Below are 26,662 nucleotides of genomic sequence, written 5' to 3' on the forward strand. Positions count from 1 at the left end.
AGCCGGATCATGACCCAGACCACAAGCTACATCGCCTGGACCCGCGACCAGATGGCCGCCCGCATCGCCAACGACATCGAGGATGGCGCGGTCGTCAATATCGGCATCGGCATGCCCGAGCTGGTGGCCAACCACCTGTCGCCCAACAAGGAAATCCTGCTGCACAGCGAGAACGGCATCCTGGGCATGGGACCCAAGCCCGCCGCCGACGCCGTGGACCCCGACCTGATCAACGCCGGCAAGCAGCCGGTGACGCTGCTGGACGGCGGCGCCTTCTTCGACCACAGCCTGTCCTTCGCCATGATGCGGGGCGGGCACCTGGATATCGCCATCCTGGGCGCCTTCCAGGTGGCGGAGAACGGCGACATCGCCAACTGGTCCACCGGCAAGCCCGGCGCCATCCCGGCGGTGGGCGGGGCCATGGACCTGGCCGTTGGCGCCCGCCAGGTTTTCGTGATGATGGAGCACCTGACCAAGGACGGACAGTCCAAGCTGGTGCACCGTTGCACCTATCCCTTGACGGGCCTGGGCTGCGTCACCCGCGTCTATACCGACCTGGCGGTGCTGGACGTGACGGCGGACGGCTTCGCCGTGCGCGAGCTGTGCCCGGGCCTGACGCTGGAGGCGCTGGCGGCCTTGTCCGGCCTGGCGCTGACGGCCACCAGCCACCCCAACGCGTAAACAGCATATGAACAACAGGACGAATCGGCCGGCCTAAGCCCTTGACCTAACCGGAAGATCGGCCAGACGGGAAGCTTCGTACCATTGTAGGTTGATCCCACCTCTCCTATCCTCGATGCGGGTCCGGCCTCTGGTTGGCCGGACCGGCTATCCGGGGTGGGAGGGCGCTTGCGTGGACATGGATGTCCCCAGCCTGCTGATCGTCAACACGCTGCTGCAGATCGTGGCGGCCCTATGCCTGCTGATGGCGGCACTGTCCCTGCCCCGCCAGGCGGGCCTTACCTACTGGGCCGTGTCCGGCTTCGCCCAGGCCGCAGGCTTGGCGCTGGCCAACCCGTTGGGTTGGCTGCCGCCCTGGCTGGGGCTGCTCTCCAGCCAATTCCTGATCTTCGCCGGTTATGGCCTGGCCTATGTCGGCGTGCTCCGCTTCCTGGGCCGGCCGGCGCGCGAGGCCGGGCCGGTCTTGGCCGTGGGCGTGATGCTGGCGGCGATGTTCCTGTGGTTCACCGTGGGCGCGCCGGAAAGCCGGGGACGCATCCTGGCCGGCAGCCTGTTTTTCGCCACCCTGTCGGCGGCCATGGCCTGGCACCTGCTGCGCCAGGCGGAGCGGAGCCTACATCCCGCCGCCACCGTGACCGCCGGCATCTATGCCGTCTGGGCGGTTCTGGCCCTGGCGCGCGCCGGCTGGGCGCTGGTGATCGACTGGAACGGCACGGCGCAGGAACCCCAGGCCATGACGGTTATGACCCGCCTGGTCGTCATCTGCGTCACCACCACCGTCACCAATGGCTATCTGTGGATGATCAGCCGACGTCTGGATGGTGACCTGATGCAGCAGGCGCGCGAGGATCCGCTGACCGGCGTTGCCAACCGCCGGGTGATGTGGGCGGCGGGCGAGATGGAGGTGTCGCGCGCCCTGCGCCACCACCGGGCGCTGTCGCTGTTGATGATCGACATTGATCATTTCAAGACGGTCAACGACCGCTGGGGCCATGGCACGGGCGACGCCCTGCTGGTCGCCGTGGCGGATACGCTGGAGGAGGAGCTGCGGCGCAGCGATGTGCTGGCCCGCGTGGGCGGTGAGGAATTCATGGCCCTGTTGCCGGAAACAGGGCTGGAGGACGCCTGGTCGGTGGCGGAGCGGGTGCGCCGCCGCGTGGCGACCATCACTCTGGAGCGGCCACAGGGACCGGTGCGCTGCACCGTCAGCATCGGCGTCGCCACGCTGGGTCCGGACGGGCAGACCTGGGACGACCTGGTGACCACGGCCGACCAGGCGCTATATCGGGCCAAGGACACGGGCCGCAACCGGACGGAGACGCTGAGCCTGGGGCCCACCATGCCTGAGCGCGGCAGCTCCCACCCCGTGCAGCCGCTGATCCTCCCCGGTTGGGGCGCGTAGGGGACCAAAGGCCGGCAAAGGCCCAGGGGCCGCCTTCCGTCAAGGCTTGCGGGGCGTCAGCATCTCGCGCCACAGCGGCAGGCGCCGTTCCAGATCGGCGAACGTCACCAGGGCCTCGGGGCAATCGTCACGGTTGGGCGCCTGGTTCTGCATGGTGACGGCGGTGTTGACCAGGAAATCGAACATTTCGCCCACCTTGCGCCGCTCATCCGCATTGGGCGCCGTCAGGTCCAGCAGCTCCCGCACCTGGTCGGAGGCATGATCCGTGCGCGCCGGCGCCGCGCCGCAGGCCTTGGCCTGGCCGATGATGGGCCCGGCCGAGCGCGCGTAGTCCCACACGTCGGCGCGTGCCGCGGCGGTGGCAAGCAACGGGACCAGCAGGGCGATGGCGAACCGTGCGCGGGTTGGGGGCAGCCGTCTCAGCATGCGCGAAAGATAGGGCGCGGGCGGCCCCGGCGCCAGCGCCGCCTAACCCCCGATCAACAGCTTGATCAGCCAACGGTGCAAAGGTTTCAGCGGCGGGCGGGCCAGGCGGTCCAGGCGGGGGCCCTTGCGGTCGAACACGGCCTTCAGGTGGCTGAAGGTGTCGAAACCGTCGCGGCCGTGATAGCGGCCCATGCCGCTGGGCCCGATGCCGCCGAAGGGCAAATCCTCCACCGCCACATGGATCAAGGTGTCGTTGACCACCACGCCGCCGGCGGCGATGGTCTTGAGCGCCCGGTCGATCAGGGCGCGGTCGCGGCCGAACAGATAGAAGGCCAGCGGCCGGGGCCGGTCGCGCACATAGTCCATCGCCCGGTCGACGTCGTCATAGGGCACGATGGGCAGGACGGGGCCGAAAATTTCCTCCCGCTGCAGGGTGATGTCATCGGGCGGGTCCAGCACCACAGCGGGCCCCAGGGCCAGGCCCGGCACCGGCGGCCCCAGTTCCCGCACCTCCGCCCCCCGGGCCTTGGCCTCCGCGACCAGATCGGCCATGCGGGCGCGGCCGGCGGCGCCGAAGACGGCGGACATGGCGCTGGCCCCTTGGTCGGCCCCTTGCCCCGGCGGGAAATAGCCGGGAACGGCCACCGCCAGCGCCGCCACGAAGTCCTGGACGCGCGCCCGGGGCACCAGGACGTAATCGGGCGCGACGCAGGTCTGGCCGGCGTTGGTGAACTTGCCATAGGCGATGTCGGTCGCGGCCGACGTCAGGTCGGCGTCGGGCAGCACCAGGGCCGGCGACTTGCCGCCCAGTTCCAGGGTGACGGGCGTCAAATTCTCCGCCGCCGCCGCCATGACCAGCCGCCCCACTCGAGTGGAACCGGTGAACAGGATATGGTCGAAGGGCAGGCGGCCGAACTGGCCCCCCACCTCCGGCCCGCCGGACACCACGGTGGCCACGTCCGGCCCCACCGCCTCCGCCACCAGGTCGGCGATCAGGGCGGTGGTGCGGGGCGTCAGTTCCGAAGGCTTCAGCAGCACGCGGTTGCCGGCGGCCAGCGCCCCGGCCAGCGGGCCCAGCGCCAGGAACAAGGGATAATTCCACGGGGCGATGATCCCCACCACGCCCACGGGCTGCGGCTGTACCCGGGCGCGGCCAGGCCCCAGGGTCAGCGGCACGGACCGGCGGCGGGGCCGCATCCAGCCCGCCAGGTGGCGGCGGGCGTGGCGCAGGCCCTCCAGGCTGACGAAGATTTCCGCGAACAGCGTCTCATGCGCCAGCCGGCCGCCGAAGTCGGCGTCGACCGCCTGGACCAGGGCGTCGCGGCGGCGGACCAAGCCCCGTTCCAACGCCGCCAGCCAGTCGCGCCGCCGCTCCGCCGAGGGATAGGCATCCTGCCGCGCCGCCGCCCGCAGACGGTTGAAGGCCTGCTCCACCACCGCCAGGTCAGCCGCGCCGCCCTGCTGCACCGCCATCATCACCCTCTCCATCCAACTAAAGGTTCAGGCCGGCGACGACCGGCCCCGGAGATTTCCGGGGAGCGTCAGCGGACTGGAAATCGAGGACAGCCAAAGGCCCGGACGGGCCTGCCGGCGTCTGAGGAACGCTAAAAATGCCAGCTCAGGTAGCCGCCGAAGCGGCGGGGGGAACCCATGCTGATGGAATCCAGGCCGAAGCTGTCCAGGTTGTTGATATCCATGATGTAGGTCTGGTCGAACAGGTTGCGCACCCACAGGCCCAGGCTGATGGTGCCGTTGGGTGCCGTCCAGCCCAGCCGCGCGTCCGTCAGCCAATAGCCGGACTGGCTGAGCCGTGACAGGTTGTGGCTGTCGAAATAGACCAGCGACCGATAGGAGACGTTGACGCTGGCGTTCAGCGTGCCAGCCTCCTTGCCGTTGGATCCGTCCAACGGCTGGTCATAGCTGACCAGGCCGCTGAGGGTCCAGCGCGGGGCGGAAGGCAGGCGGTTGCCGGACAGGCTCTCCCCTTCGGAGACATAATTGAGGTATTCGCTGTTGAGGTACTCGCCGCCCAGGCTGATCTCCAGCCCCTTCAGCGGGGCCACGGTGATATCGGCGTCCACGCCATAGAGACGGGCGTTGGCGGCGTTGTTGAAGGTCTGGGTCGGGATGCCGTCGCGGGTGACGATCTGGAAGACCTGCAAATTGCTGTAGTCGTAATAGAAGCCGGCGGCGTTCAGGCGCAGGCGCTTGTTCCACAGCTCCGTCTTGGCGCCGACCTCATAGGCGTCCAGCGTCTCATCGGCGTAGGGCGCCAGATCGGCCGGGTCTCGGGTGTAGCCGCCGAAGAAGCCGCCGCTCTTATAGCCGCGGTTGTAGCTGGCATAGACCATGACGTCGTCGGTGGGCTTCACCTGGACGGAGGCGCGGCCCGACACGCTGTCGAAAGATTTGGAGGCGGCGTAGCTGAAGACGTCCACCACCTCCTCCACCGTGCTGCGATAGCGGAAATCCTTGTCGTCCTTGGAATAGCGCAGACCGCCGGTCAGCGTGATCCGATCGGTCAGCTGATAGTCCACCTGGCCGAAGGCGGCGTAGCTGTCGCTGATCTGGGTATAGGGATAGCCCACCGTGGCCACGTTGTTTTCCAGCGAGAAGCCGGTGGGGTTGTCGTCGGTGACGAACATCGGGCGCAGGTCGCGCAGGATGTCGTACTGGCTGGAGGTGTTCAGATAGTCATGCAGGAAATAGGCGCCGGCCACGGCGCGCCACTTGTCGCCCAGCGGCGCCTCCACCCGCAGTTCCTGGGACACGTCGTGCTGCGTGGCCTTGTAGGTGCTGGTCAGCAGGTTGTTGGGGCTGGCGTCGGTATCCTCAAGATCGCTGCGCTCGGCACTGTCGAAGCCGGTGATGGAATAAAGGGTGGCCTTGCCCACGTCCCAGCGCACGTTGACGGAAGCGCCCCAGGTGTCAACCTTGTCCTTGCCCTTGACGTTATAGGCGCCGGCATAGGGGTTGTTGTCGGTGTCGGCATAGCCCAGCGCGTCGGTGCACAGGCCCGAGGCGTAATAGCCGGGCGCGCACAGGCCCCCGGGGCCGGCGGCGGCGGCGTCCTGCGGGATCAGGGGGCGGGACTGGAAGGACCGGCTGTCGCCCCGGTTCTGCCCACCATGGAACTGCACCGTGACGCTGAGATCGTCGGTGGGTGTGAACAGCAGGCTGGCCCGCCCGCCCCAGCGGTTCACGGCGTTGACATAGTCGTTGGTGTAGCGGTTGTAGGTGTCGCCGTCGTCGCGCTGGTAGACGCCCGCCAGGCGCATCGCCAGCTTGCCGGGAATGAGGGCGCCACCCACGCCGGCCTCCGCCTTCACCTCGTTGAAGCGGCCATATTCCAGGCTGCCGTCACTGGTGGTCTCAAAGGTGGGCTGGCGTGTGGTGATGTTGATGGCGCCACCGGTGGTGTTGCGACCATACAGCGTCCCCTGGGGACCCTTCAGCACCTCCACCCGTTCCAGGTCGAAGAACTGCCCCAGTTGCGCCAGGGGAGAGGCGACAAAGACGCCATCCGCGTAGATGCCGACGGCGCCCGCGGCATTGGCGTTGAAATCGTTGAGGCCCACGCCGCGGATGAAGACCTTGGGGTTGGCGCTGGCGTCAGACGTCTTGATCTGCAGGCCCGGTGTCAGGGCCGGCAGATCCTGCACATCGCGCACGTCCATCTTCTCCAGCGTCTCGGCCGTCAGGGCGGTGATGGCCACCGGCACGTCCTGCAAATTCTCCGACCGCTTCTGCGCCGTGACCACGATGTCCTGCAACACCCCGTCCGTGTCGGCCGGCGAGGCCGACTGCGCCCGGGCGGTTCCGTGCAGCGCGCCCAGCGCCACACCCGACAGCAGCATGAATCCAATACCCGCCCGGCCGATGCCCGTCTTGTCCATTCGCGTCATGGTTGGCTCCCTGTTCTGGTTCCGTCGTTGCGCAACCGCCCTACCCACTTTTTCTTTGTTCAGCCCCGGTGCCCGCCGGGGGGTATTAATCCGCGCGGCATTTGATCGTGACCGCTCAAATGCCCCCTCAATCGCCGGGCGCCGCCATCAGGCGGACATCTCGAATACCGGCCATCGCCCGGTGATGGCGGCGCCGTCATAGGCCAGCAGCGGCCCGAATTGCAGCAGCACCGCCTCGCTCTGCGAGGGGCGCAGGAACACCCAGTCGTCCGGCTTCAGCGGCACGCGGCGCGATCCCGACCAGCGCTCCTGGTTGCTGGACCGGCCGTAAAGGCCGCTGAGCTGCAGGCCGGGTGGCGACACGGGATTGGCCAGCCAGTGGCCGCCCTGCACGAAGAAGGCGCGGGCCGTGTTGGGGTCGAAAAAGGCGGCCACGCCCGCCAAGCCTTCCAGGCCCGGAATCAGCGCCGGCTCCTCCACCTTCAGGACCGGGGTGGCGATGAAGCAGGCCGGCTGGTGATGGGCCAGGGTGTCGATGTCGAAATCCGTGGGCTTCACGAAGGCGGAGCCCACGGCCACCTCCGTCGCCACCGGATCGTCAGTGTGCAGGGCATAGGTTGGGCTGCCCGCCGTGTTGAAGGTATAGGGCGCCTGGCCTTCCTTCAGCGGCGCCTTCTCGCGCAGCACGGCGGCCATCCGGGCGTACAGGTCCTTGGCCCGGGCCAGCGCCTTGCCCCGCATGTCGAAGATGCCCGGCATCTTGGCGACATGCGGGTCGTAGCCCATGAGACCGCAGGCGGTGACCGCCGGGTCCAGGGTCGCCAGCAGGGCGGCAAGGTCCCGCGGATCGGTCAGGCCGCCCCGGTGCAGGCCGACGTCGATCTCGAAATTGACCGACAGCGCCACGCCCCGGACCTTGGCCATGGCCGTGTACTGGGCCAGGCGCTCCGGCGTGTCGATCAGCCATTGCGGCCCCGGCGCCTGCGCGCCCAGCGTGTCGTAATAGGCCGCGGCCGCCGCCACCGGCAGGGGCTTGCCCATCAGCATGTCGGCGTCGGGGAGGCGCGCGCCCATCTCCACCAGCATGGGCTGGTTGAAGACCATGTAGCGCTTGGTCTTCAATCCCGCCGCCACCCGGTCCATCAGGTCGTGGCAGGGCAGAGACTTGACGACGATGCGCAGGCCCTTGGGCTGACCGCCCGCCTGGCTGCCCGCTTTGCCAAGGGTATCGCTGACCGCCTTGATGTTGGCGTCCAGCCGCGTGGTGTCCACCACCAGCACCGGCTGGGCCACCCCCGCCTTGGTCAGGGCGGCCGACAGCCCGGTGAAATAGGCGTCGTGCCCACCGCCATGGTCGCCCGCCGGCCAGGCCAGGGCGCCGGCCCCCACCACGGCGGCGCCGGCGACACCGCCCGCCAACACTCGGCGGCGGCTGGGCCGCTGTCCATAGTCGTCACGCATCGGTGAACACCCCCCGCAGATAATCGTTGAGGAAGCGCCCCTCCGGGTCGACTTGGCGGCGCATATCCATGGCGTCGCGGAAGCGGGGATAAAGGGCGATGAAATCGGCGGCCTTCATCGTGTTCAGCTTGCCCCAATGCGGCCGGCCGCCATGGCGCCGCAGGATGGGTTCCACCACGTCGAACAGGAATTGATAGTCGTCCTTGTAATAGGCGTGGACGGCGATGGAACCGGACGGGCGGTCGTGGAAGGGCGACAGCCAGGCATCGTCCGGCGCGATCACCCGCGCCTCGATGGGGAAGAAGACGTCGGGCCGCCGGGTCTCTATGGCCTCGATCACGTCCTTCAGGGCCTGCACCTGCGCCTCGCGCGGCAGGTGGAATTCCATCTCGTTGAAGCGGATGGGGCGTTCGTTGGACAGCAGCTGCCAGCTTTCGGCCACCACGCGCTCCGGCTCCAGGCCGGACAGCACATGCTTGGCCACCCGGCGGCGGATGGCGGGGGACCAGCCCAGCCAGTCGCGCAGCGCCTTCAGGCTCATGACCGCGTCGTTGTCCTGGGTGGGCGGCCGGGGGGTGGCGGGCGCGTCCGTCTCATCATGGGTGATGACGGCGGTCATGCCGGTGAAGGGCAGGTAATAGAACTCCACATTACGGTGCTGGCCCTGCAGGGTGGGCCATTCCGCCAGGGTCTGCTCCACCGGTTGCAGCCACACCCGCCGTTCCACGCGGTGGACCGGGCTGTTCTTCAGCGTCACGCGGGTCAGGATACCGAAGGTGCCCAATCCCACCTTGGCGGCGGCGAACAGGTCGGCGTTCTGGCTGGGGCTGCACTCCAGCACCTGGCCATCGGCCGTCACCAGGCGGAAGGCCTGGACGTTGCCATGCAGCGCTTTCAGAGTGACGCCCGTGCCATGGGTGGCGGTGGACAGGGCGCCGGCCAGCGATTGCTTGTTGATGTCGGGCAGGTTGGGCATCTCCTGCCCCACGGCGGCCAGGGCGGGCCCCAGGTCGGCCAGCCGGGTGCCAGCGCGGACATGGGCGGTCAGGGCGTCCGCGTCATGGCCATCCAGCCCGGCGATGCGGTCCAGCGTCACCAACGTGCCGGGCGTGGGCACCAACGGCATGAAGGAATGGCCGGAGCCTACGGCGCGGATGGGCCCGGGGGCCTTGCGCACCAGGTCGGCCAATTCACCCTCATCCGCCGGGGCGGCCCGGCTGGCAGGATAGGAGTGCTGGATGCCCGACCAGTTGCGCCACAGCAGGTGACCGCCCGCGTCGACGCTGGGAGGGGCCGGCGGTTCCGGCTGCACGCCCACGCGGCTGGCCGCCACGCCGCCACCGGCGGCCAGTGCCGTGCCGCCCATCAACAGAAACAGGGTACGCCGTGTCAGCATGGTTCGGTCCGGTTCCCCCTAGGGAATAGGGCCCTTCTGGGAAGGCCCGTTGGGAAGGGTCGTTCAGTTGGTCTTGGCGGCGGGCGTTTGCCCGGCCATGAAGCGGATCAGCGCCTGGTAATCGTCGGCGGTGCAGGAGAAGCATTGGCCGCCCGCCGGCATGCCGTTGAAGCCTTCCAGCGTGTGTTTCAGCAGGGCGTCTGGCCCCTTGGCCCAGCGCGGCGACCAGGCCGTGGCATAGGTTACCAGCGGGGCGCCGGAGTCCGGATTGGCGTGGCAGGCCTTGCAGCTGGCCTCATAAAGCCCGGCCAGACGCGGGTCCGCCGGCCGCAATGCCGCCAGCGTCTCCGCCGACGGCGGCGGCGCTGGCGCCTTGTCGCAGGCGGACAAGCCGCCGGCCATCACCGCCAACAGGATGGACGCGGACAAGCGCGCCCGTTTCGGAAAATGCCCGATGCCCCAGCCCATGGAACTCCCCGTCGCCACTCCGTCTATCGCGGGCATGGCGTTAGTCATCGCTAACTTCTGTTAGTGATAACTAAACTTTGGGGTGAGGGCAAGGGGGTAATCGATGTCGTTGTCACGGCACCCATAGTTTGGCCAATTGGGGCCGTAGCTCGCCTCAAATGACACCATAGTTTGGCGGCGACAGCAGAACCTCGGTGACAGACCAATCCGTCGCCGCTGCATAAGTAGCTAGAAATCCATGAGATTTACCGAAACCACCCCGTGCGCACGGCAAGGTGATGGAACGCAAAATCGAGAATTCAGGTTCGATTCCCGTAGGGGACGCCAAATTTTGCCTAATGGCTTGATTTGGCTCTAGATTTCGCCTTTCGCCAAAAAGCCGTGTGACACACGTATGTGATACACGCGGAGGCGCGGGCTGTGACCCTTATCCCATACATCGTCCAACGTCGCCGCAGACTCTACTTCTGGGTCCGCGCGTCCGCCAATATCGCTGCCTTGAGCGGTCGAACGCACATCCGGCATCCCCGGTGGGCAGGGGGCGGACGTTCTGGCCCAGGGCGCCCGCCTGGACGAGGCGGTGCCGGGTACAGTTTACAGGAGTATGACCTGGGTCTGGACCTTATCATCATCGAATTCGATGATCCTATAGCCGAAGGTTGAAGTGTCCACTTCGATCTCGTCCGATTTCTTTGTGATCTGATAAGATACCGCCGGCGTAACGAACTGCCGAACATTACCGTCGCGACGCTCATCGACCATGTGATAGTGGCCGCAGAACAGCGTGACCTCGCAATCAGGACCCACACTGAGGAGGAGCGCCTGAAGAGCGGCGCGGTCGCGCAGCGCCGCCGGCGACCGGTCGATCGGCGTGTCAATTTCGAAGACGGGGTGGTGGACGAAGACGGCGGCCCGCCGGACGCTTTCCAGCGCGTTCGCAAGCCAGGCGAGTTGACGTTCGCCGATCATGTTGTCGGATGAGTCGAGCATGATCCGTCGCCATGGCCCCTTGTCGGTTGACGAACACATCTTCCCTTCGATGGCGCCAGCGTTGCACCAGGGCGCGACGCTGGCATAGGCATCGTGGTTGCCGAGGACGATCAACGGTGAGAAATCGTGATCTCGCATCGCTCCGAAAAACGCCGGCACGGCCGCGGTCGTGCCGATGTCTCCGCCGAAGACAATTTCGGTGATCCCTTTCCGGGTGATGTCGTCGAGGACGCGCCGCAGGTGCGCCGTGTGCGCGTCCGCTTCTTCCACATAGCGCATCTTGTCGCCCGCGACTTCGCCGCTGCTCGCCAGGCGCTGTCCGAGGTGGGCGTCGGTCACATGGGCGATGACGGTTCTGGTCACAGCCGCACCTCTCATCGTCTCGTGCCGAAGGTCGTGGATAAAGCGAGCTTCAGCATCGGCATCGTTGGTCATCGGCATGTCCCATCGTTGAGTTTCTCGAGACGGAGCCTATGCAGCGGATCGGTTCTGGTGCTTCGATCTGCATCGAAGGATGGCGACATTTCCTCGTGCTATCGTGGTGCGTGATCATAAGGAGCCTCGGCCATGGGCCTGCAGCCAAACGTCGTCAACTCCGCCTTCCTCATCGGCGATCCAGCGCGCGCCGCCATGCTCGTCGCGCTGCTGGATGGCCGCGCGAGGCCGGCTGGTGAATTGGCGCATGCGGCGGGAGTCACGGCGCAAACGGCCAGTTCGCACCTCGCCAAACTCCTCCTCGGCGGTCTCGTGACGGTGGAAACGGAAGGGCGCCATCGCTACTACCGGCTCGGCGGCCCTCATGTGGCGCTTGCGCTGGAAAGTCTTGCGTCCATCGCATCTAGGGAACCCGTTCGCCGCAAGGTGCCGGCCCCCGAGGCACAGCGGCTCCGATTTGCGCGTTGCTGTTACGATCACCTGGCAGGTCGTCTTGGCGTCGCTGTCGCCTGCGGCCTGCAAGACCGAGGGTTCCTGACGCCAGCAGCCGACAAGCGGTTCGAGGTGACCCCAGCCGGAGCGGCATGGTTCGAGACCCTGGGCCTTGACATGGCGAGGATTAAATCAAGCCGACGCGACCTCGCACGGCAGTGTCTCGACTGGACCGAGCGACAACATCACGTGGCCGGTCCGCTCGGCGTCCAATTCACGGCCCTCCTCTGCACCAAGGGATGGATACGCCGCGCACCTTCGTCGCGCATCGTCGAAGTCACACGCGAGGGCTGGAAGAACTTCAAACAGGAACTCGGCATCGACGAATGGGCTTTGCGAGCCGAACGGCCGAGCATCTAACCTGTCAATCACTCCGCCGCGACATTCATCTTCAGGGAATTGCGTCAACGGTGTGAATTGGCATGGAGCGGGCGCCGGGACCGGCCCGGTGGCGGCGTGACGCTGTGGGGCGAGGCTGCTACCCTGCCCAACCGCCGGGGCACCAGCCCCTTTCCCGCCCGTCTGATATGGCAGCGCCCGTGACTCTCCAAGGTATCATCCAGGACATCGTCGACGAGATGCGAGCCGCGCCCGACCGTGGCAAGGTCGCTACCTACATCCCCAGCCTGGCCAAGGTCGACCCCGCCAGGTTCGGCATGGCGGTCTATACCGTCGATGGGGAATGCCATGCCGGCGGGGATGATGAGGTCGGCTTTTCCATCCAGTCGATCTCCAAGGTCTTTTCCCTGACGCTGGCCCTGGGCAAGGCGGGGGACCAGCTGTGGGAACGGGTGGGGCGGGAACCCTCCGGCACGGCGTTCAATTCCATCGTCCAGCTTGAGGCGGAGCGGGGCATTCCGCGGAACCCCTTCATCAATGCCGGCGCCATCGTCGTGACGGATGTGAATCTGGCGGGGCATCCGCCCCGCGAGGCCATTGGCGAACTGGTCCAGTTCGTCCGCTATCTGGCGGAGGATGAGTCCATCGCCATCAATGAGGAGGTCGCCCGGTCGGAGGAGCGTACGGGCGAACGAAACCGGGCCCTGGCCCATTTCATGAAATCCTATGGCGTGCTGCGGCATGCGCCCGACCTCGTGCTGGGCACCTATTTTCATGCCTGCGCCATCGAGATGACCTGCCGCCAGCTTGCCGCCGCCGGACGCTACCTGATGCTGGATGGTCGCCATCCGGGAGGCGGCCGCACCATTTCGTCTATACGAGCCCGCCGCATCCTGTCCCTGATGCTCACCTGTGGCCATTATGACGCCAGCGGCGACATCGCGTTCCGCGTCGGGATCCCGGCCAAGTCCGGTGTCGGCGGCGGCATATTGGCCATCGTTCCAGGCCGCGCCTCCATCGCCGTCTGGTCCCCCGGCCTGAACGCCAACGGCAACTCCCAGCTGGGCAGCCTCGCTCTGGAGCGTCTGGCCGAGGCCACGGGGTGGAGCCTGTTTAACCCAGGCCGCCTGTCAGATCGATGACGCGGGGTGCCGGCCTGGATGGAAGCGTCGGGATCTTACCGAGGGTTTGGTTCGTCGTGTGTGAAGCGGCGCAATCAAACGACCCGGCTGATCCAAATAGAATAAACCAGTGGCTGTACAGATCGGCGCCCAAGCCGCATTCCGATTTGCGCTGAGGCGATCAGGGCCCCGCAGTTCTTCCAGTTTCCGGCTGCGACATGACAGCGAATCCTCCTTTTACCTGAGGACGGAAGCTCAGAGGGTATGCTTCACATTTCGAAGTCGTTGAGCCCGCTATCGGCGGACTTTTTTTGCCGCATTCTGTGGGTTGTTTTCCGAGAATATTGTAGCCGAGCCACGAAAAATTCCATTTCTTATCAAGAAGTTAATAGATCACATGAGGCAAACTATGGGTGCCGTGACAACCGAGGTCGGAAGCGCTTTCGTTTAGTCAATTGAGTCTACGGCCCAGACGCAGTAGGCGACGCTGGCGCGACAGCTGTCTGCGCTTTGCCGGAAAGCGGACATGACCGGCCATGGCAGCCATCTACGCCCGGCCACAAGGCCCGACACGTCGGACATGTCGGTCATTGTCAGCCATGGTCACGACAAGAAGCAAGTCATTGTTAATATTCACTATTCCTAATGGCACAGATCATGCTGCGAAGGCGCCTGCGGGACAGGTCCAATTCGCCCCGCTGGGAGGACCAAACCTACTGCCCTTTTATCCCTACACCGCGTGCCGCCCCGAGGGAGACCACTTATCACTCCGTCAGCAAGGGCGGTTTCTTGTCGCAATCAAGATAATCCAAAAACTCGAAAATAGGAGGCCGAATATGATTGGATTTAATGGCGCATACATCAACGGACTTGATGTTCCCTCAACCAATAGCGCGACAGTTTCAATTGTTTCTGGCACGAATACGACAGACTATATTATATTTAGCCTTACTGTCCATGATGAAACAGGAGATGTTTATTATGGTCTCGGCAAAAATATTTTATCTTCTAATGGCACAGTAAACAAAACGAATGTTAATAATATAATTGATCCGGTCATCAAAGCTGGCACAACATCAGGTAATTGCCAGCGTGTCTGGCTTTCAATTGGTGGCGCCGGATCAAGTACCATAAACAATAAAACCTTTACGAACATCCAGAAGATTCTGGCTGCCAAGTCTACCGCGGCCACCAACCTGATCGCCAACTTTGCGGCTATCGCCAACCATGTCCAAGGGCTCAGCAGCAAGATCACATTCGTTGGTTTCGACCTCGATAATGAGGACGCACCGGAAAATGCTGTCGTTCCGCTGGTAGTCCAGTTGTACCAATATGGGTTGGCCCAGAGTCCAAAAATCATCTATCCCTTCACATATTGCCCATTCACGAATGAGGTTGAATGGTTCGCAACGCTGGCCGATGTCTATTCAGCATTAAACCCCGACACCGCCAATCCAGTCTATCCTCAGCCCGTGGTTGGCATAAACTTGCAAACCTATGCTGGTGGCGCTGGCAATGATCCGGTTGCATGGACCGCAATGTTGAATACATATGTATCGTCACACCCAGGCACTACCGGGCTAGCGACGGGTGACGGCTTCATCCTGCCGATCCAGGATGACAGCACGGCACCGGGCGCCATGGAAAAGAATTTCCAGGAATGGGGCTCAACCGGGGGTTCATTCTGGTGTACGCAGGATATTGCCACGAGCGCGGTAAGCAACACGTGGGCGGACTATGCAGAGGCGATCGCCTCGGGTACGGCTTTATTGTTCAATGGCGCCTACATCAATGGCCTAGACGACTCATCGACCAACAGCGCGACGGTCAAGGACGCTGTTGGCACAGAAACCACTGACTATATTATATTTAGCCTGACAGTTCACGACTTGACCGGCGATGTTTATTATGGCCTGGGAAGCGATGTTCTCGCTTCTAAAGGAACTCTGAACACTGACAATGTGAAAGCTATTCTTGATCCGATTATCGGGGCCGGTACGACGAAAGGGAATTGCCAGCGCGTTTGGCTTTCCCTTGGTGGTGCGAGATCAAACACGACGGCCAACAACACCTTCACAAATATCCAGACGATCCTGAGCGCCAAAGGAAGCGCGGCCACCAACCTGATCGCTAACTTCGCGGCGATCGCCAGCCATGTGCAAGGACTTAGTAAAGAAATTACAACCGTTGGTTTTGATATGGACAATGAGGATGCGGCGGTGTCGGCCGTGGTTCCGCTGATCGTCCAGCTCTACCAATATGGATTGGCCCAAAGCCCGAAAGTCACTTATGCGTTCACATTCTGCCCATTCACAAACGAATCAGAATGGTTCGCCGCGCTCGCCAGCATCTACTCAGGGCTGAATAGTACCCCCTTCAATCCCACCTACCCACAACCCGTGGTTGGCATGAACTTGCAAACGTATGCTGGTGGTACTGGCAATGACCCCGCCACCTGGACCGCGAACCTCAACAGCTATCTGGTGGCAAATTTCGGCCAAACCGGGCTGATTAATGGCAACGGCTTCATCTTGCCAATCCTGGATGACACCATGTCACCGGATATCATGGAAAAGAACCTGAAAAAGTGGGGATCAACCGGCGGCTCATTCTGGTGTACACAGGACATCGCGGGGGGCGCCGCAAAGCAGACATGGGCACAGTATGCCGCAGCCATTGCCGCGGCTATAGACCCATTATCTGAATAATTCTGCATTCTCAGGCAAATGGCGGCGTTCTTCTCCAAGGGCACCGCCATTTATACGCAACTCCGAATTCTGAGCAGACACAATCAAATTACCCTATCGAATTAATATAGAGCCAAGCAGACACTGCGCTGGTCCGCATCCAATCTCTGGCCAGTTAACAAGCAGCTCCAAGGGCCAGCCAGATGTCCGCCGTCATTTCGGCATCGGCCCGGGATTTGTAGGGGTAATCGCCGGTGATGGTGACGCCGCCGTCCTGCCGGCGGCGCCTTTTATGGCGTGTCCACACGGCACAGCCCAGCCGTTCGGCCACCAGGGGGAGCCGCGACCGTTCGCCCGGCCAACGGCGGCGGGCCAGGGTTTCGGTGCATATGACTGGGTTGGACAGGGGCGGAAGGCTGGCGACCGCCAGTTCCTGGTTCAGCAAGGCGACGTCGCCCGAAGCGCCATGGAACACCAGGGGGTCGGCCCCAATGAAGGCCAGGACGTCGGCCGCCACATCGGCGAAGTCAGGACAATCGGCCAGGTCCTCCGCCCGGACGCCGTGCACGCCGATGGCGATGGGATTCAACGGGCATCGGGGATTTATCCGCCAGCTGCACGCCTCGCGCACATGCCCGCCACCGCCGCACGGCGAAACCGCCACCGCCGAAACCTCGATGATGCTGCGCCCATCCACCGGACGAAAGCCGGTCATCTCGATGTCCATGGCCACCCAGCGGCCAGTGCCGACGCTTCCCGCCTTACTCAAGACTTGTCCAACCCCGTGTGTTATTTCCCATCGCCGGCGGCGCGCACCGGGCATCGGTATCAGCCCAGCCTCACACCCCGTGGCGCAGGCCGCCCATCCACATGTCGGTCAGGGCGCGGCAAACACTTTCCGGCGACATGGTGGGGTCGTCCAGAGCCATCTCCACGGCGGCGTAGCCGGCGTCCACGGCGATGCGGGTGCGCAAGCGCAATTCGGCCGGATTCATATCAGGCAACAACGGGCCCATGGCGCGGCAGATGCGGTCGGTGACCATCTCGTGCGAGGCCAGGCGGATGGCGGTCAGCGAGGGCACGGCGCGCAGTGCCCGCATGATCCACACCGCCCCGGGCACGGCGGCCGTCGCCTGGATGGTGGACAGCAGGAACTGATAGTGGTTCTGCATCAGCTCTTCAAAGCCGGCGGGCGCACTACGCTCCAGCCAGTCGTAAAGGATGTCGTTCTGCGACTCCATGAGCGCGCCGCCCAGGGCGGCCAGCAGGTCGTACTTGTCCTTGAAATGGCGGTAGAAGACGGGGGGCGTCACGCCGGCGCGGCTGGCCACCTGGTTGGTGGAGATGCGCTCGATCCCCACCTCGCCCAGCAACTCGGCCCCGGCCTGCATCAGGCGCTGGCGCGTAGCTGCGGCGCGGCCGGTCAGGGCGGGACCCGGGGTGGAGGCGGCGGAGGCGGGTTCTGGGGCGGTCACGGGTCGGGCGGCTGAGGCTGGTGGGCGAGGCGGTCGGCGGCGGGAAAACGGCGCGGCGCCTACTGCGCCCGCCTGTGGCGCCCCATGACTACCGCGTCCGGCGGCGGAACGCCATGGGCCATCGACGCGGCCAGCCCCCATATGTCCGCGGCCATACGCCCGTATAGCGCCAGACCACTGGATTCGGTGGCGCGTGGTGCTACTCTTTCATTCGCGGGAGACAAGATTGCTGGACCCACAATGACCGGCACCACAGACAGTTCATTCGGCAAGGGTTTGACGGGCGAAGGTCCGATCGGCCCAACCCGGGAGAACGCGGACGGCGACGCCCACGACCCGACGGTGGCCTGCCTGTCCATCGTCAGTTGGTCCATGGCCTTCGCGGCCCTGGGCGCCATCATTCTGCTGGCGGTCGTCCTGCTGCTGTTGGGCGTGTCGCAGTACATGTTCCTGATGGTATGGTTCATCGGCGCGCCTTTCGCCGCCGCGGCCGCCGCGCTGATCGCCCTGTTCGTCCAGTTGAACCAGAAGGCCCCGCGCCAGGACTGAGCCTTCACGAGGGGGTGTCAGCGGGGGCACAGGCCCCGCAGGAACAGCCGCACGACCTGCTGGACATATTCGTGGCGGTCCGCGGCGTCGCCCAGGCGGGCCGGATTGATCTGCCCCTCGAACGAATATCCCGCCGTAACCATGCCGAAGAAGATGTGCGCGGCGGTCATGGGATCGTCCACCACGATCACCCCCTGATCCGCCGCCCGGCGCAGATAGGCCGCGACCTTGCCGCGGGCCTGGTCGGGCCCGCTGCGGAAGAAGCCTTCCAGCTGATCGGGGAACAGCCGCCCCTCCGCCACCAGGATGCGGTTCATGGCCATGACATCGGGCTGCACCAGCGCCTCCAGCAACGAGGTGCCGAATTGCAGCAGCACCTCCTCCGGCGGACCGCAGCTTTCGGCGATGTCGTTCATCAATTGGCTGATGTGGGCCGTCACGACCTCAAGCACCGCCAGGAACAAGCCCTCCTTGTCGCCGAACAGGTCGTAGAGCGTGGCGCGGGAACCGCCGGACAGGGCGACGATGTCGCCCAGGGTCGTGCGCTCGAACCCCTTTTCCATGAAGACCTTCAGCGCGGCATCCATCATGGCGGCTCGCCGCGCCTCCGCCCGGCGTCCCAGCTTGGGCGCATCCGATGGGGGTGATGGCGGCTGGGACGGGGATGCCGCGGCCGGGAGGGAGGCTGTCTCGGAAGGATAGCTGGAAGCGGGCGCGGCGTGGCGTGAGGGGCTGGTCATCGTAATTTCATAGCTTAATCAATGGCCCGGTGACGCACATCACAGGACTGTACTGTATAATACAGTACGAAACCACCATTCGGCAAGGTCAGGGCTTCCGTACGATGCACCCTTGCCTATCTTTTTCCCCGTTCCCTTACCACTTCCGGTTTGTTCCTGACTGAGGTGCGTTTTCGCCGACATCCAGACAGGCGGGGTTGGGGGCGGGCTTTCGTCGAAGAGGCATTGATGACACTCAACATTCCTAAGGTGGCCATGGTGGCGACGCTGTCGGTCGCGGCGATCACGCTGGCCGGATGCGGCGAGAAGAAGCAAGCGCCGCCGCCCCAGGGCCCTGTCTCCGTGGGTGTCGTCACCGTGACGCCGCAGCCCGTCACCCTGTCGACGGAACTGACCGGCCGCACCTCCGCCTTCCGCGTCGCCGAGGTGCGCCCGCAGGTCAGCGGCGTCATTCTCAAGCGGCTATTCACCGAGGGCGGTGACGTGAAGGCCGGCCAGCAGCTGTACCAGATCGACCCCGCCCCCTATGAGGCGGCGCTGGCCAGCGCCAAGGCCAGCCTGGCCCAGGCGGAGGCGACGGTGAAGTCGGTCAAGGCCAAGGCGGAACGCTATGCCGACCTCGTGACCGTGAACGCCGTGTCCAAGCAGGACTACGACGACATCACCGCCAGCCTGGCGACCGACCTGGCGGCGGTGGACGCCGCCCGCGCCCAGGTCAAGACCGCCCAGATCAACCTGGACTACACCCGCGTTTACTCCCCCATCAGTGGTCGCATCGGCCGCTCCTCCGTGACGGAAGGCGCCCTGGTCACCAGCGACCAGACCACGGCCATGGCCACGGTGCAGCAGCTGGACCCGATGTATGTCGACGTCACCCAGTCCAGCGTCGACCTGTTGCGGCTGCGCCAGGAGATCGCCGCCGGCCATGTGAAGGGCGCCACGGCGGGTGACGCCCCCATCAGCCTGCTGATCGACGGCCTGGGCGACCAACCCTATGGCGAGCCTGGCCGCCTGCAATTTGCCGACGTGACCGTGGACCAGACCACGGGCATGGTCACGCTGCGCGCCACCGTGCCCAACCCCAAGGCGGAGTTGCTGCCGGGGCTGTTCGTGCGGGCGCGGGTTGAGGAAGGCGTGCGCGACCAGGCCATGCTGGTGCCGCAACAGGCCGTGGTGCGCGGCGCCGACGGCGGCACCACCGTCTGGGTCGTGGGCCAGGACAACAAGGCGACCGTCCGCCCCGTCACCACCACCCAGGCGCAGGGCAACAAGTGGGTGGTGACCGGCGGCCTGAACGCCGGTGACCGCGTGGTGGTGGAAGGCGTCCAGCGCCTGCGTCCCGGCGCGGACGTGAAGGCGGATGAGGTGAAGCCCCAGGCGGCCGCCCCCGCCACCCCGCAGCCGCTGTAAGGCAGGGCCACCCCATGTCAAAATTCTTCATCGACAGGCCCGTTTTCGCCTGGGTCATCGCCATCGTCATCATGATGGCGGGCGCGCTGGCCATCAACAGCCTGCCCATCGAGCAGTTCCCCCGCATCGCGCCACCCTCCGTGGCCATCACCGCCAGCTATCCCGGCGCCTCGGCCAAGACGCTGGAGGACACGGTCACGCAGGTGATCGAGCAGAAGATGAACGGCATCGATCATCTTCGCTACATGAGTTCGACCAGCGACAGCTCGGGCAACGTCACCATCACCCTGACCTTCAACGCCGAGGCCGACCCCGACATCGCCCAGGTGCAGGTGCAGAACAAGCTGCAGCTGGCGACGCCGCTGCTGCCCACCGAAGTGCAGCAGCAGGGCGTGCAGGTCAGCAAGTCCGCCAAGAACTTCCTGATGGTGCTGGCCTTCTTCTCCCCCACCGGGCAGTTGAACGACACCGATGTCGGCGACTTCGTCGCGTCCAACCTGCAGGATCCCATCAGCCGTCTGGACGGTGTCGGCGATATCACCCTGTTCGGCCCGCAGCACGCCATGCGCGTCTGGCTGGACCCGAACAAGCTGGCGGCCGTTCAGATGACGGCGGCCGACGTGACCAGCGCCATCGGCGTGCAGAACAAGGCCGTGTCCGCCGGCCAGGTCGGCGGTCTGCCCTCCGTCCAGGGGCAGCAGCTGAACGCCACCATCATCGCCCAGACCCGGCTGGAAACGCCGGAGCAGTTCGCCGACATCATCCTGCGCGTGAACCAGGACGGCTCCAAGGTCCTGCTGAAGGACGTGGCGCGGGTGGAGCTGGGCAGCAACAGCTATGAGACCCAGGCGCGCTATAACGGCCATCCCGGTGCCGGCCTGGCCATCAAGCTGACCACCGGCGCCAACGCGCTGCAGGTGGAAAAGGCCATCAAGGCCAAGATCGAGGAATTGCGCCCCCTGTTCCCCGAGGGGCTGGAGGTCGCCTACCCCTACGACACGACGCCGTTCGTGCGCCTGTCCATCCATGACGTGGTCGAGACGCTGCTGGAAGCCATCGTCCTGGTCTTCATCGTCATGTTCGTGTTCCTGCAAAGCTGGCGGGCCACGCTGATCCCCACCATCGCCGTGCCGGTGGTGCTGCTGGGCACCTTCGGCGTGCTGTCGGCCTTCGGCTTCACCATCAACACGCTGACCATGTTCGCCATGGTGCTGGCCATCGGCCTGCTGGTCGACGACGCCATCGTGGTGGTGGAGAACGTGGAGCGCGTGATGGCGGAGGAGGGATTGTCCCCCGCGAGGCCACACGCAAATCCATGGGCCAGATCACCGGCGCCCTGATCGGCATCGCCCTGGTGCTGTCGGCCGTGTTCGTGCCCATGGCCTTCTTCTCCGGGTCCACCGGCGCCATCTACCGCCAGTTCTCGCTGACCATCGTGTCGGCCATGGCCCTGTCGGTGCTGGTGGCCCTGGTCCTGACCCCGGCCCTGTGCGCCACCCTGCTGAAGCCCGCCGCCCACCATGGCAGCGGTGCCGTGGAAACCGGCCCCTTCGGTTGGTTCAACCGCGGCTTCAACCGCCTGTCCAACGGCTATGGCAACGCCGTCGGCCATGTCAGCCGCCGCACGCTGCGCTATCTGCTGGTCTATGGCGTCATTGTCGCGGGCATGGTCTTCCTGTTCATGCGCATCCCCAGCGGCTTCCTGCCGGACGAGGACCAGGGCTTCCTGTTCGTCCAGGCCGCCACCCCCCCCGGCGCCACCGCCGAGCGCACGCTGGAAGCGGCCAAGGCCATGGAAAAGCACTTCCTGGTCGATGAGAAGGACAATGTGGCCGGCCTGTTCACGGTGGTGGGCTTCAACTTCGCCGGCCGTGGCCAGAACTCCGCCTTCGCCTTCGTCAACCTGCGCGACTGGTCGCAACGCTCCCGGGCCGACCAGAAGGCCGGCGCCATCGCCCAGCGGGCGATGATGAAGCTGATGGCCTATCGCGACGCCTCCATCTACACCATCCTGCCGCCGGCCGTGATCGAGCTGGGCAACGCCTCCGGCTTCGACTTCGAACTGGTGGACCGCGCCGGCCTGGGCCATGAAAAGCTGATGGCCGCGCGCAACCAGCTGCTGGGCATGGCGGCGCAGAGCCCCGTGCTGATGCAGGTCCACCCCAACGGCCTGGAGGATGTTCCGGAGCTGCGGGTGAAGGTCGACCAGACCAAGGCCACGGCCCTGGGGCTGTCGCTGTCCGACATCAACGGCATCCTGTCCACCGCCTGGGGGTCGTCCTACGTCAACGACTTCATCGACAAGGGCCGCGTGAAGAAGGTCTACGCCCAGGCGGACGCCCCCTTCCGCATGCTGCCCAGCGACATCAGCCGCTGGTACGTGCGGGGTTCCAGCAACCAGATGGTCCCGTTCTCCTCCTTCACCACGGCCTATTGGCAGTACGGTTCACCCCAGCTGGAGCGCTACAACGGCGTGTCGTCGCGCGACATCCAGGGCGTGCCGGCCCCCGGCCACAGCACGGGCGAGGCGATGGCGGAGATGGAAAGGCTGGCCGCCAAGCTGCCCCCGGGAATCGGGCACGAATGGACCGGCCTGTCGTACGAGGAACGGCTGTCGGGCTCGCAAGCCCCCGCCCTCTACGCCATCTCGCTGGCCATCGTCTTCCTCTGCCTGGCGGCCCTGTATGAAAGCTGGTCCATCCCGGTGTCGGTCATGCTGGTGGTGCCGCTGGGCGTCATCGGCGCGGTGGCCGCGGCCTGGCTGCGCGGCCTGGACAACGACGTCTATTTCCAGGTCGGCCTGCTGACGACCATCGGCCTGTCCGCGAAGAACGCCATCCTGATCGTGGAGTTCGCCAAGGAGCAGTATGAGGCAGGGCACGACCTGATCACCTCCGTGGTCACCGCCGCCAGGCAGCGTCTGCGTCCCATCCTGATGACGTCCTTCGCCTTCATCCTGGGCGTGTTGCCGCTGGCCGTGGCCAACGGCGCCGGCTCCGGCGGGCAGAACGCCATCGGCGTGGGCGTGATGGGCGGCATGCTCTCGGCCACCTTCCTCGCCATCTTCTTCGTTCCCGTCTTCTTCGTCTCGGTCCTTCGGCGCTTCGGCAAGCGGCCCTCCCCCGGCACCCCCGCCTCGGGCACGCCCGCCCCCACCGCCCCGGGCCATGACACCGCAGGACATCCGTGATGACCGTGTTTTCGATCCCCAAGCGCATCGCGGCCTTCACCGCCCTGCTGCTGACAACCGCCTCGCTGGGGGCCTGCTCCCTGGCGCCGGACTACACCCGGCCGCAAAGCCCGGTTCCCAACGCCTGGCCCACCGGCCAGGCGTATGAACCGGCGGATGCGCCCGGCAAGCCCTCGCCGCTTCAGGGACCGGATAGCTGGAAAGCCGTGTTCCGCGGCCCCCGGCTGCAGGCCCTGATCGCCAAATCACTGGAGAACAACCGCGACCTGCGCGTGGCCCTGCTGAACATCGAAGTGGCGCGGGCAAACTACCGTGTGCAGGATGCGGCCACCCTGCCGACGCTGAACGCCGGCGGCAGCACCACCCGGGCCCGTACGCCCATCTCCGCCCTGGGTGCCCAGGGGGCGTCGGCAGGCGCCTCGGGCTCCGGCACCAAGGGCATCACCTACAATTCCAGCCAGGCGCAGGTCAGCGTCACCTCGTACGAGTTGGATTTATTCGGCCGGGTCCACAGCCTGTCACAGCAGGCACTGGAACAATACCTGTCGACGGCGGAGGCCACGGCCACCACCCGCCTGTCCCTGATCGCGGAGGTGGCGAACGCCTACCTGACCCTGGTGTCGGACCGCCAGTTGCTGGCCCTGACGCAGGACACCCTCCGCACCCAGGAGGAGACGTACAACCGCAACAAGCGCATGTTCGATCGGGGCAGCAGTTCCGCCCTGGACCTGGCGCAATCGCAGACCTCCGTCGACACCGCCCGCGCCAATCTGGAGCAATACACCCGCCTGGTGGCGCAGGACCGTAACGCCCTGGAACTTCTGGTCGGGACACCCCTGACCGACGCGGAGATCGAGGGCGCCAGCCTGGACGACCAGGACGTGCTGGGCGACCTGCCGGCCGGCCTGCCGTCAGACCTGGTGCTGCGCCGGCCGGACGTCCGCGAGGCGGAGCACACGCTGAAGGCGGCCAACGCCAACATCGGCGCCGCCCGGGCGGCCTTCTTCCCCAGATCACGCTGACCGGCAGCTACGGCACGGCCAGTGCCGGCCTAACCGATCTGTTCGCCCCGGGCAGCAGCGCCTGGAGCTTCGGCCCCAGCATCAGCGTGCCCATCTTCGACAACGGGAAGAACCAGGCCAACCTGGACTCCGCCAAGGCCACCCGCGACATCGACGTGGCCAATTATGAGAAGGCGGTGCAGACCGCCTTCCGCGAGGTGGCGGACGCCCTGGCCGCCCGCGGCACGCTGGACCGTCAACTGACGGCCCAAACGTCGCTGGTGAAGTCCAGCCAACTTACCTACGACCTGTCGAACAAGCGCTATGAACGGGGCGTCGACAGCTTCCTGACCCTGCTGGACGCCCAGCGCAGCCTGTACAGCGCCCAGCAGAACCGTATTTCCGTGCAGCTGTCACTGCTGGAAAACCGGGTCACCCTGTTCAAGGTGCTGGGCGGGTCGGAGACAGCGCCGGCGGTGGAGGCCGCCGCGAACTGAGCCTTGATGGTGTCATCCTCCTGCGGACAGCGCCCGTCCCGCAGGAGGGGGGCGCCACGCGTATCCCCCCACCGTTTCGTCGGTTAAAGTCACGTCCTCACGCCTTGCGGCCAAATCTGCGCATCAGGCGCCTTTCCCTTCCACATCGCATGCCGTTATTCTACCTAGAGATGCCAGCCATAGGTCGCTGGCAAAACAGGCATGGGGTTGGGGAACAATGCTGGGGACCATTCTGTCTTATTCCGCGCAGACCGGCGACGGCATCATCAGTGGCGCCGACGGACAACGCTATACCTTCAGCCGTTCTGACTGGCGGTCGGAGACGGAGCCGGCGAACGGCCGCAAGGTAGACTTCGTGGGCGTCGACGGTGTCGCCCAACAGATCTACGCCGTGGCGTCCGCGCCTGCTGAAAAGAACAAGCTGGTGGCCTGCCTGCTTGCCTTCTTCCTTGGCACCTTCGGTATCCATAAATTCTATCTGGGCTACAACACCGCCGGCATCATCATGCTGCTGGTGTTCCTGTTCGGCTTCATCCTGCTGGGCATCCCGTCGGTCATCATCGGCCTGATCGCCCTGATCGAGGCCATTATCTACATCGTGAAGCCGGATGAGGAATTCGAAGCGGTGTACGTGCGCGGCAAACGCGCCTGGTTCTGATAGGAGGGGGTACCCGGCTGAACCCGCGCACCCCTTTTCCGGACTTAGCAGGGTGCGGAAGAATGGAGCGTTAAGGCCCCTTTCCCCATGAGCCAAGCCGATTGAAGGCTTGATCGAGGGGCTACGGGCCGCTTTTGCGGCCATCTTCCCCGGCTTCCGCCGTTTGCAGGCGGAATCCGGGCATGGTCAGGCCGCCACCATCAGCTTGGGCAGTCTGACGAGGTTGTAGGCGGCGGCGGTCAACATGAAGGCCCAGCCGACGCGATCGGTTCCCTTGTGGCGCGTCTTGCGCAAGGTGCCGGTGGTCTTGATCCAGCCGAAGACCTCCTCAATACGCTTGCGGATACGCAAGGACACGCCATAGCCGGGGTGGCGGGTGGTGCGTCCATCAATGGCGGACGTGCGCCGCGCCCCGGTCTTGGTCAGGTGATCATTCCGGGCGATATGCGGCGTCACCTTGCGGGCACGGAGTTCCCGGACGAACTCACGCGCATCAAAGGCCTTGTCGGCGCCCAAGGTGATCCGCCGCGTCGGCTTCAGCCCGTCGACCAATGCCAACGCCGCCTCGCGTTCGGCGGTGCCGGTCGCTTGGGTCAGCGTCGCACCAACCACCAGGCCGTTGCGGTTCTCCATCAGCACATGCCCCATGTAGGCTAGGCGCGATGGCTGGCCATTGCTCTTGCGGTACAGTTTGGCTTCAGGGTCGGTGGTGGACGCGTGGGTCTGGTTGGAGCGCTTCTCCCCGTGGAAGTCGCGCTCCCCGTTGCGACCGGGGCCCGGCGGGTCGCCACCGCCATCCTTGGGCCGGAAGCTCTTGATCGACGCCCAGGCCTCGATCAGCGTGCCATCCACCGAGAAGTGGTCGTCCGACAGCAAGTTCCGGCCTCGCGCCTGGGCCACCACCGCCCCCAGGAACTTCGCCGCGACGTCGCCTCCAAGAAGCCGCTCACGGTTCTTGGTGAACACCGTCACGTCCCACACCGGGGCGTCCATCGCCAACCCGACAAACCAGCGGAACAGCAGATTGTAGTCCATCTGCTCCATCAGTTGTCGCTCCGACCGGACCGAATAGAAGGCCTGGAGCAGCAGCGCCCGCAGCAGTTTCTCCGGCGGGATCGAAGGACGACCCACCTTCGCGTACATCGCCTCAAAGTCCGGCGACAAAACCTCCAGCGCCTCGTCACAGATCGCCCGGATCGCCCGAAGCGGATGCCTTGGCGGAACACGCGCTTCGCAACTCACGTACGAAAACAAGCCTTCCGTCCGAATGTCTCCGCCACGCATCCCATCCTCCTCAGCGTCATGAGGAAGCGAATCACGACAGGAACTCAGACGGAAG

19 protein-coding genes and 2 pseudogenes are annotated in these 26,662 nt (G+C 65.4%); 10 read left to right on the forward strand and 11 right to left on the reverse strand.

The features are described 5' to 3' along the window. The first annotated feature begins 9 nt into the window (after positions 1-9). On the forward strand, positions 10-681 hold the full coding sequence (locus UCD39_RS12115) for a 3-oxoacid CoA-transferase subunit B (RefSeq protein ID WP_330496265.1): 672 nt from the start codon (positions 10-12) through the stop codon (positions 679-681). Between the two features lie 178 nt (positions 682-859). Beyond that, positions 860-2,083, forward strand: a complete 1,224-nt coding sequence (locus UCD39_RS12120; protein ID WP_330496545.1) for a GGDEF domain-containing protein — start codon at positions 860-862, stop codon at positions 2,081-2,083. 39 nt (positions 2,084-2,122) lie between these two features. Here UCD39_RS12120 and UCD39_RS12125 read toward each other — a convergent pair whose 3' ends face one another. The 7 genes from UCD39_RS12125 to UCD39_RS12155 all read right to left on the reverse strand — a co-directional run bounded on the left by UCD39_RS12125 (position 2,123) and on the right by UCD39_RS12155 (position 11,164). Then, a complete protein-coding gene (locus UCD39_RS12125) occupies positions 2,123-2,509 on the reverse strand; it encodes a hypothetical protein (protein ID WP_330496266.1) in 387 nt (128 codons plus the stop codon). 42 nt (positions 2,510-2,551) lie between these two features. Beyond that, positions 2,552-3,985: a coniferyl aldehyde dehydrogenase gene (locus tag UCD39_RS12130; protein WP_330496267.1), complete on the reverse strand. Its 1,434-nt coding sequence runs from the start codon at positions 3,983-3,985 to the stop codon at positions 2,552-2,554. 128 nt (positions 3,986-4,113) lie between these two features. Then, entirely contained in the window at positions 4,114-6,414 is a 2,301-nt protein-coding gene (locus UCD39_RS12135; RefSeq protein ID WP_330496268.1) for a TonB-dependent receptor, read from the reverse strand. Positions 6,415-6,561: 147 nt separating this feature from the next. Continuing rightward, positions 6,562-7,875 carry an alanine racemase gene (locus tag UCD39_RS12140; protein WP_330496269.1) on the reverse strand — a complete coding sequence of 438 codons (1,314 nt, stop codon included), beginning with the start codon at positions 7,873-7,875 and terminating at the stop codon, positions 6,562-6,564. After that, positions 7,868-9,271: a D-arabinono-1,4-lactone oxidase gene (locus tag UCD39_RS12145; RefSeq protein WP_330496270.1), complete on the reverse strand. Its 1,404-nt coding sequence runs from the start codon at positions 9,269-9,271 to the stop codon at positions 7,868-7,870. Before UCD39_RS12145 ends, UCD39_RS12140 begins: the two co-directional genes overlap by 8 nt. 63 nt (positions 9,272-9,334) lie before the next feature. After that, positions 9,335-9,700, reverse strand: a complete 366-nt coding sequence (locus tag UCD39_RS12150) for a c-type cytochrome (RefSeq protein WP_330496271.1) — start codon at positions 9,698-9,700, stop codon at positions 9,335-9,337. Positions 9,701-10,333: 633 nt separating this feature from the next. Then, complete coding sequence (locus UCD39_RS12155; RefSeq protein ID WP_330496272.1) at positions 10,334-11,164, reverse strand: metallophosphoesterase family protein; 831 nt, start codon at positions 11,162-11,164, stop codon at positions 10,334-10,336. A 132-nt stretch (positions 11,165-11,296) separates the two neighbouring features. Between UCD39_RS12155 and UCD39_RS12160 the strand changes: the two genes are divergently transcribed. The 3 genes from UCD39_RS12160 (at position 11,297) to UCD39_RS12170 (ending at position 15,824) form a co-directional block, all read left to right on the forward strand. Continuing rightward, entirely contained in the window at positions 11,297-12,016 is a 720-nt protein-coding gene (locus UCD39_RS12160) for an ArsR/SmtB family transcription factor (RefSeq protein ID WP_330496273.1), read from the forward strand. A gap of 179 nt (positions 12,017-12,195) precedes the next feature. Beyond that, complete coding sequence (locus UCD39_RS12165; protein WP_040843375.1) at positions 12,196-13,137, forward strand: glutaminase; 942 nt, start codon at positions 12,196-12,198, stop codon at positions 13,135-13,137. A gap of 815 nt (positions 13,138-13,952) precedes the next feature. After that, positions 13,953-15,824 carry a hypothetical protein gene (locus UCD39_RS12170; RefSeq protein WP_330496274.1) on the forward strand — a complete coding sequence of 624 codons (1,872 nt, stop codon included), beginning with the start codon at positions 13,953-13,955 and terminating at the stop codon, positions 15,822-15,824. Between the two features lie 154 nt (positions 15,825-15,978). Here the strand turns inward: UCD39_RS12170 and UCD39_RS12175 are convergent, their stop codons facing one another. Then, positions 15,979-16,572, reverse strand: coding sequence for a 3'-5' exonuclease (locus UCD39_RS12175; RefSeq protein ID WP_330496275.1), 594 nt, complete (start codon positions 16,570-16,572; stop codon positions 15,979-15,981). Positions 16,573-16,642: 70 nt separating this feature from the next. Continuing rightward, positions 16,643-17,278, reverse strand: coding sequence for a TetR/AcrR family transcriptional regulator (locus UCD39_RS12180; RefSeq protein WP_330496276.1), 636 nt, complete (start codon positions 17,276-17,278; stop codon positions 16,643-16,645). 240 nt (positions 17,279-17,518) lie between these two features. On the opposite strand from UCD39_RS12180, the gene UCD39_RS12185 reads away from it, so the two are divergent. Continuing rightward, positions 17,519-17,827 carry a hypothetical protein gene (locus tag UCD39_RS12185; protein WP_330496277.1) on the forward strand — a complete coding sequence of 103 codons (309 nt, stop codon included), beginning with the start codon at positions 17,519-17,521 and terminating at the stop codon, positions 17,825-17,827. Between the two features lie 17 nt (positions 17,828-17,844). On the opposite strand, the gene UCD39_RS12190 is transcribed toward UCD39_RS12185, so the two are convergent. Then, positions 17,845-18,567, reverse strand: coding sequence for a TetR/AcrR family transcriptional regulator (locus UCD39_RS12190; protein WP_330496278.1), 723 nt, complete (start codon positions 18,565-18,567; stop codon positions 17,845-17,847). 228 nt (positions 18,568-18,795) lie between these two features. Between UCD39_RS12190 and UCD39_RS12195 the strand changes: the two genes are divergently transcribed. The 4 genes and pseudogenes from UCD39_RS12195 (at position 18,796) to UCD39_RS12215 (ending at position 25,323) form a co-directional block, all read left to right on the forward strand. Continuing rightward, positions 18,796-19,977: an efflux RND transporter periplasmic adaptor subunit gene (locus UCD39_RS12195; RefSeq protein WP_145731762.1), complete on the forward strand. Its 1,182-nt coding sequence runs from the start codon at positions 18,796-18,798 to the stop codon at positions 19,975-19,977. Between the two features lie 14 nt (positions 19,978-19,991). Then, positions 19,992-23,167, forward strand: a pseudogene (locus UCD39_RS12200) (efflux RND transporter permease subunit). Then, positions 23,167-24,665, forward strand: a pseudogene (locus UCD39_RS12205) (efflux transporter outer membrane subunit). The pseudogenes UCD39_RS12200 and UCD39_RS12205 overlap by 1 nt, the downstream one beginning before the upstream one ends. 217 nt (positions 24,666-24,882) lie before the next feature. Further along, a complete protein-coding gene (locus tag UCD39_RS12215) occupies positions 24,883-25,323 on the forward strand; it encodes a TM2 domain-containing protein (RefSeq protein WP_330496280.1) in 441 nt (146 codons plus the stop codon). 186 nt (positions 25,324-25,509) lie between these two features. Here the strand turns inward: UCD39_RS12215 and UCD39_RS12220 are convergent, their stop codons facing one another. After that, positions 25,510-26,607, reverse strand: a complete 1,098-nt coding sequence (locus UCD39_RS12220; RefSeq protein ID WP_330495033.1) for an IS5 family transposase — start codon at positions 26,605-26,607, stop codon at positions 25,510-25,512. Positions 26,608-26,662: the final 55 nt, after the last annotated feature.

Origin of the sequence: Nitrospirillum karajorum, assembly GCF_036348415.1 — a bacterium.
GTDB lineage: Bacteria > Pseudomonadota > Alphaproteobacteria > Azospirillales > Azospirillaceae > Nitrospirillum > Nitrospirillum amazonense_B.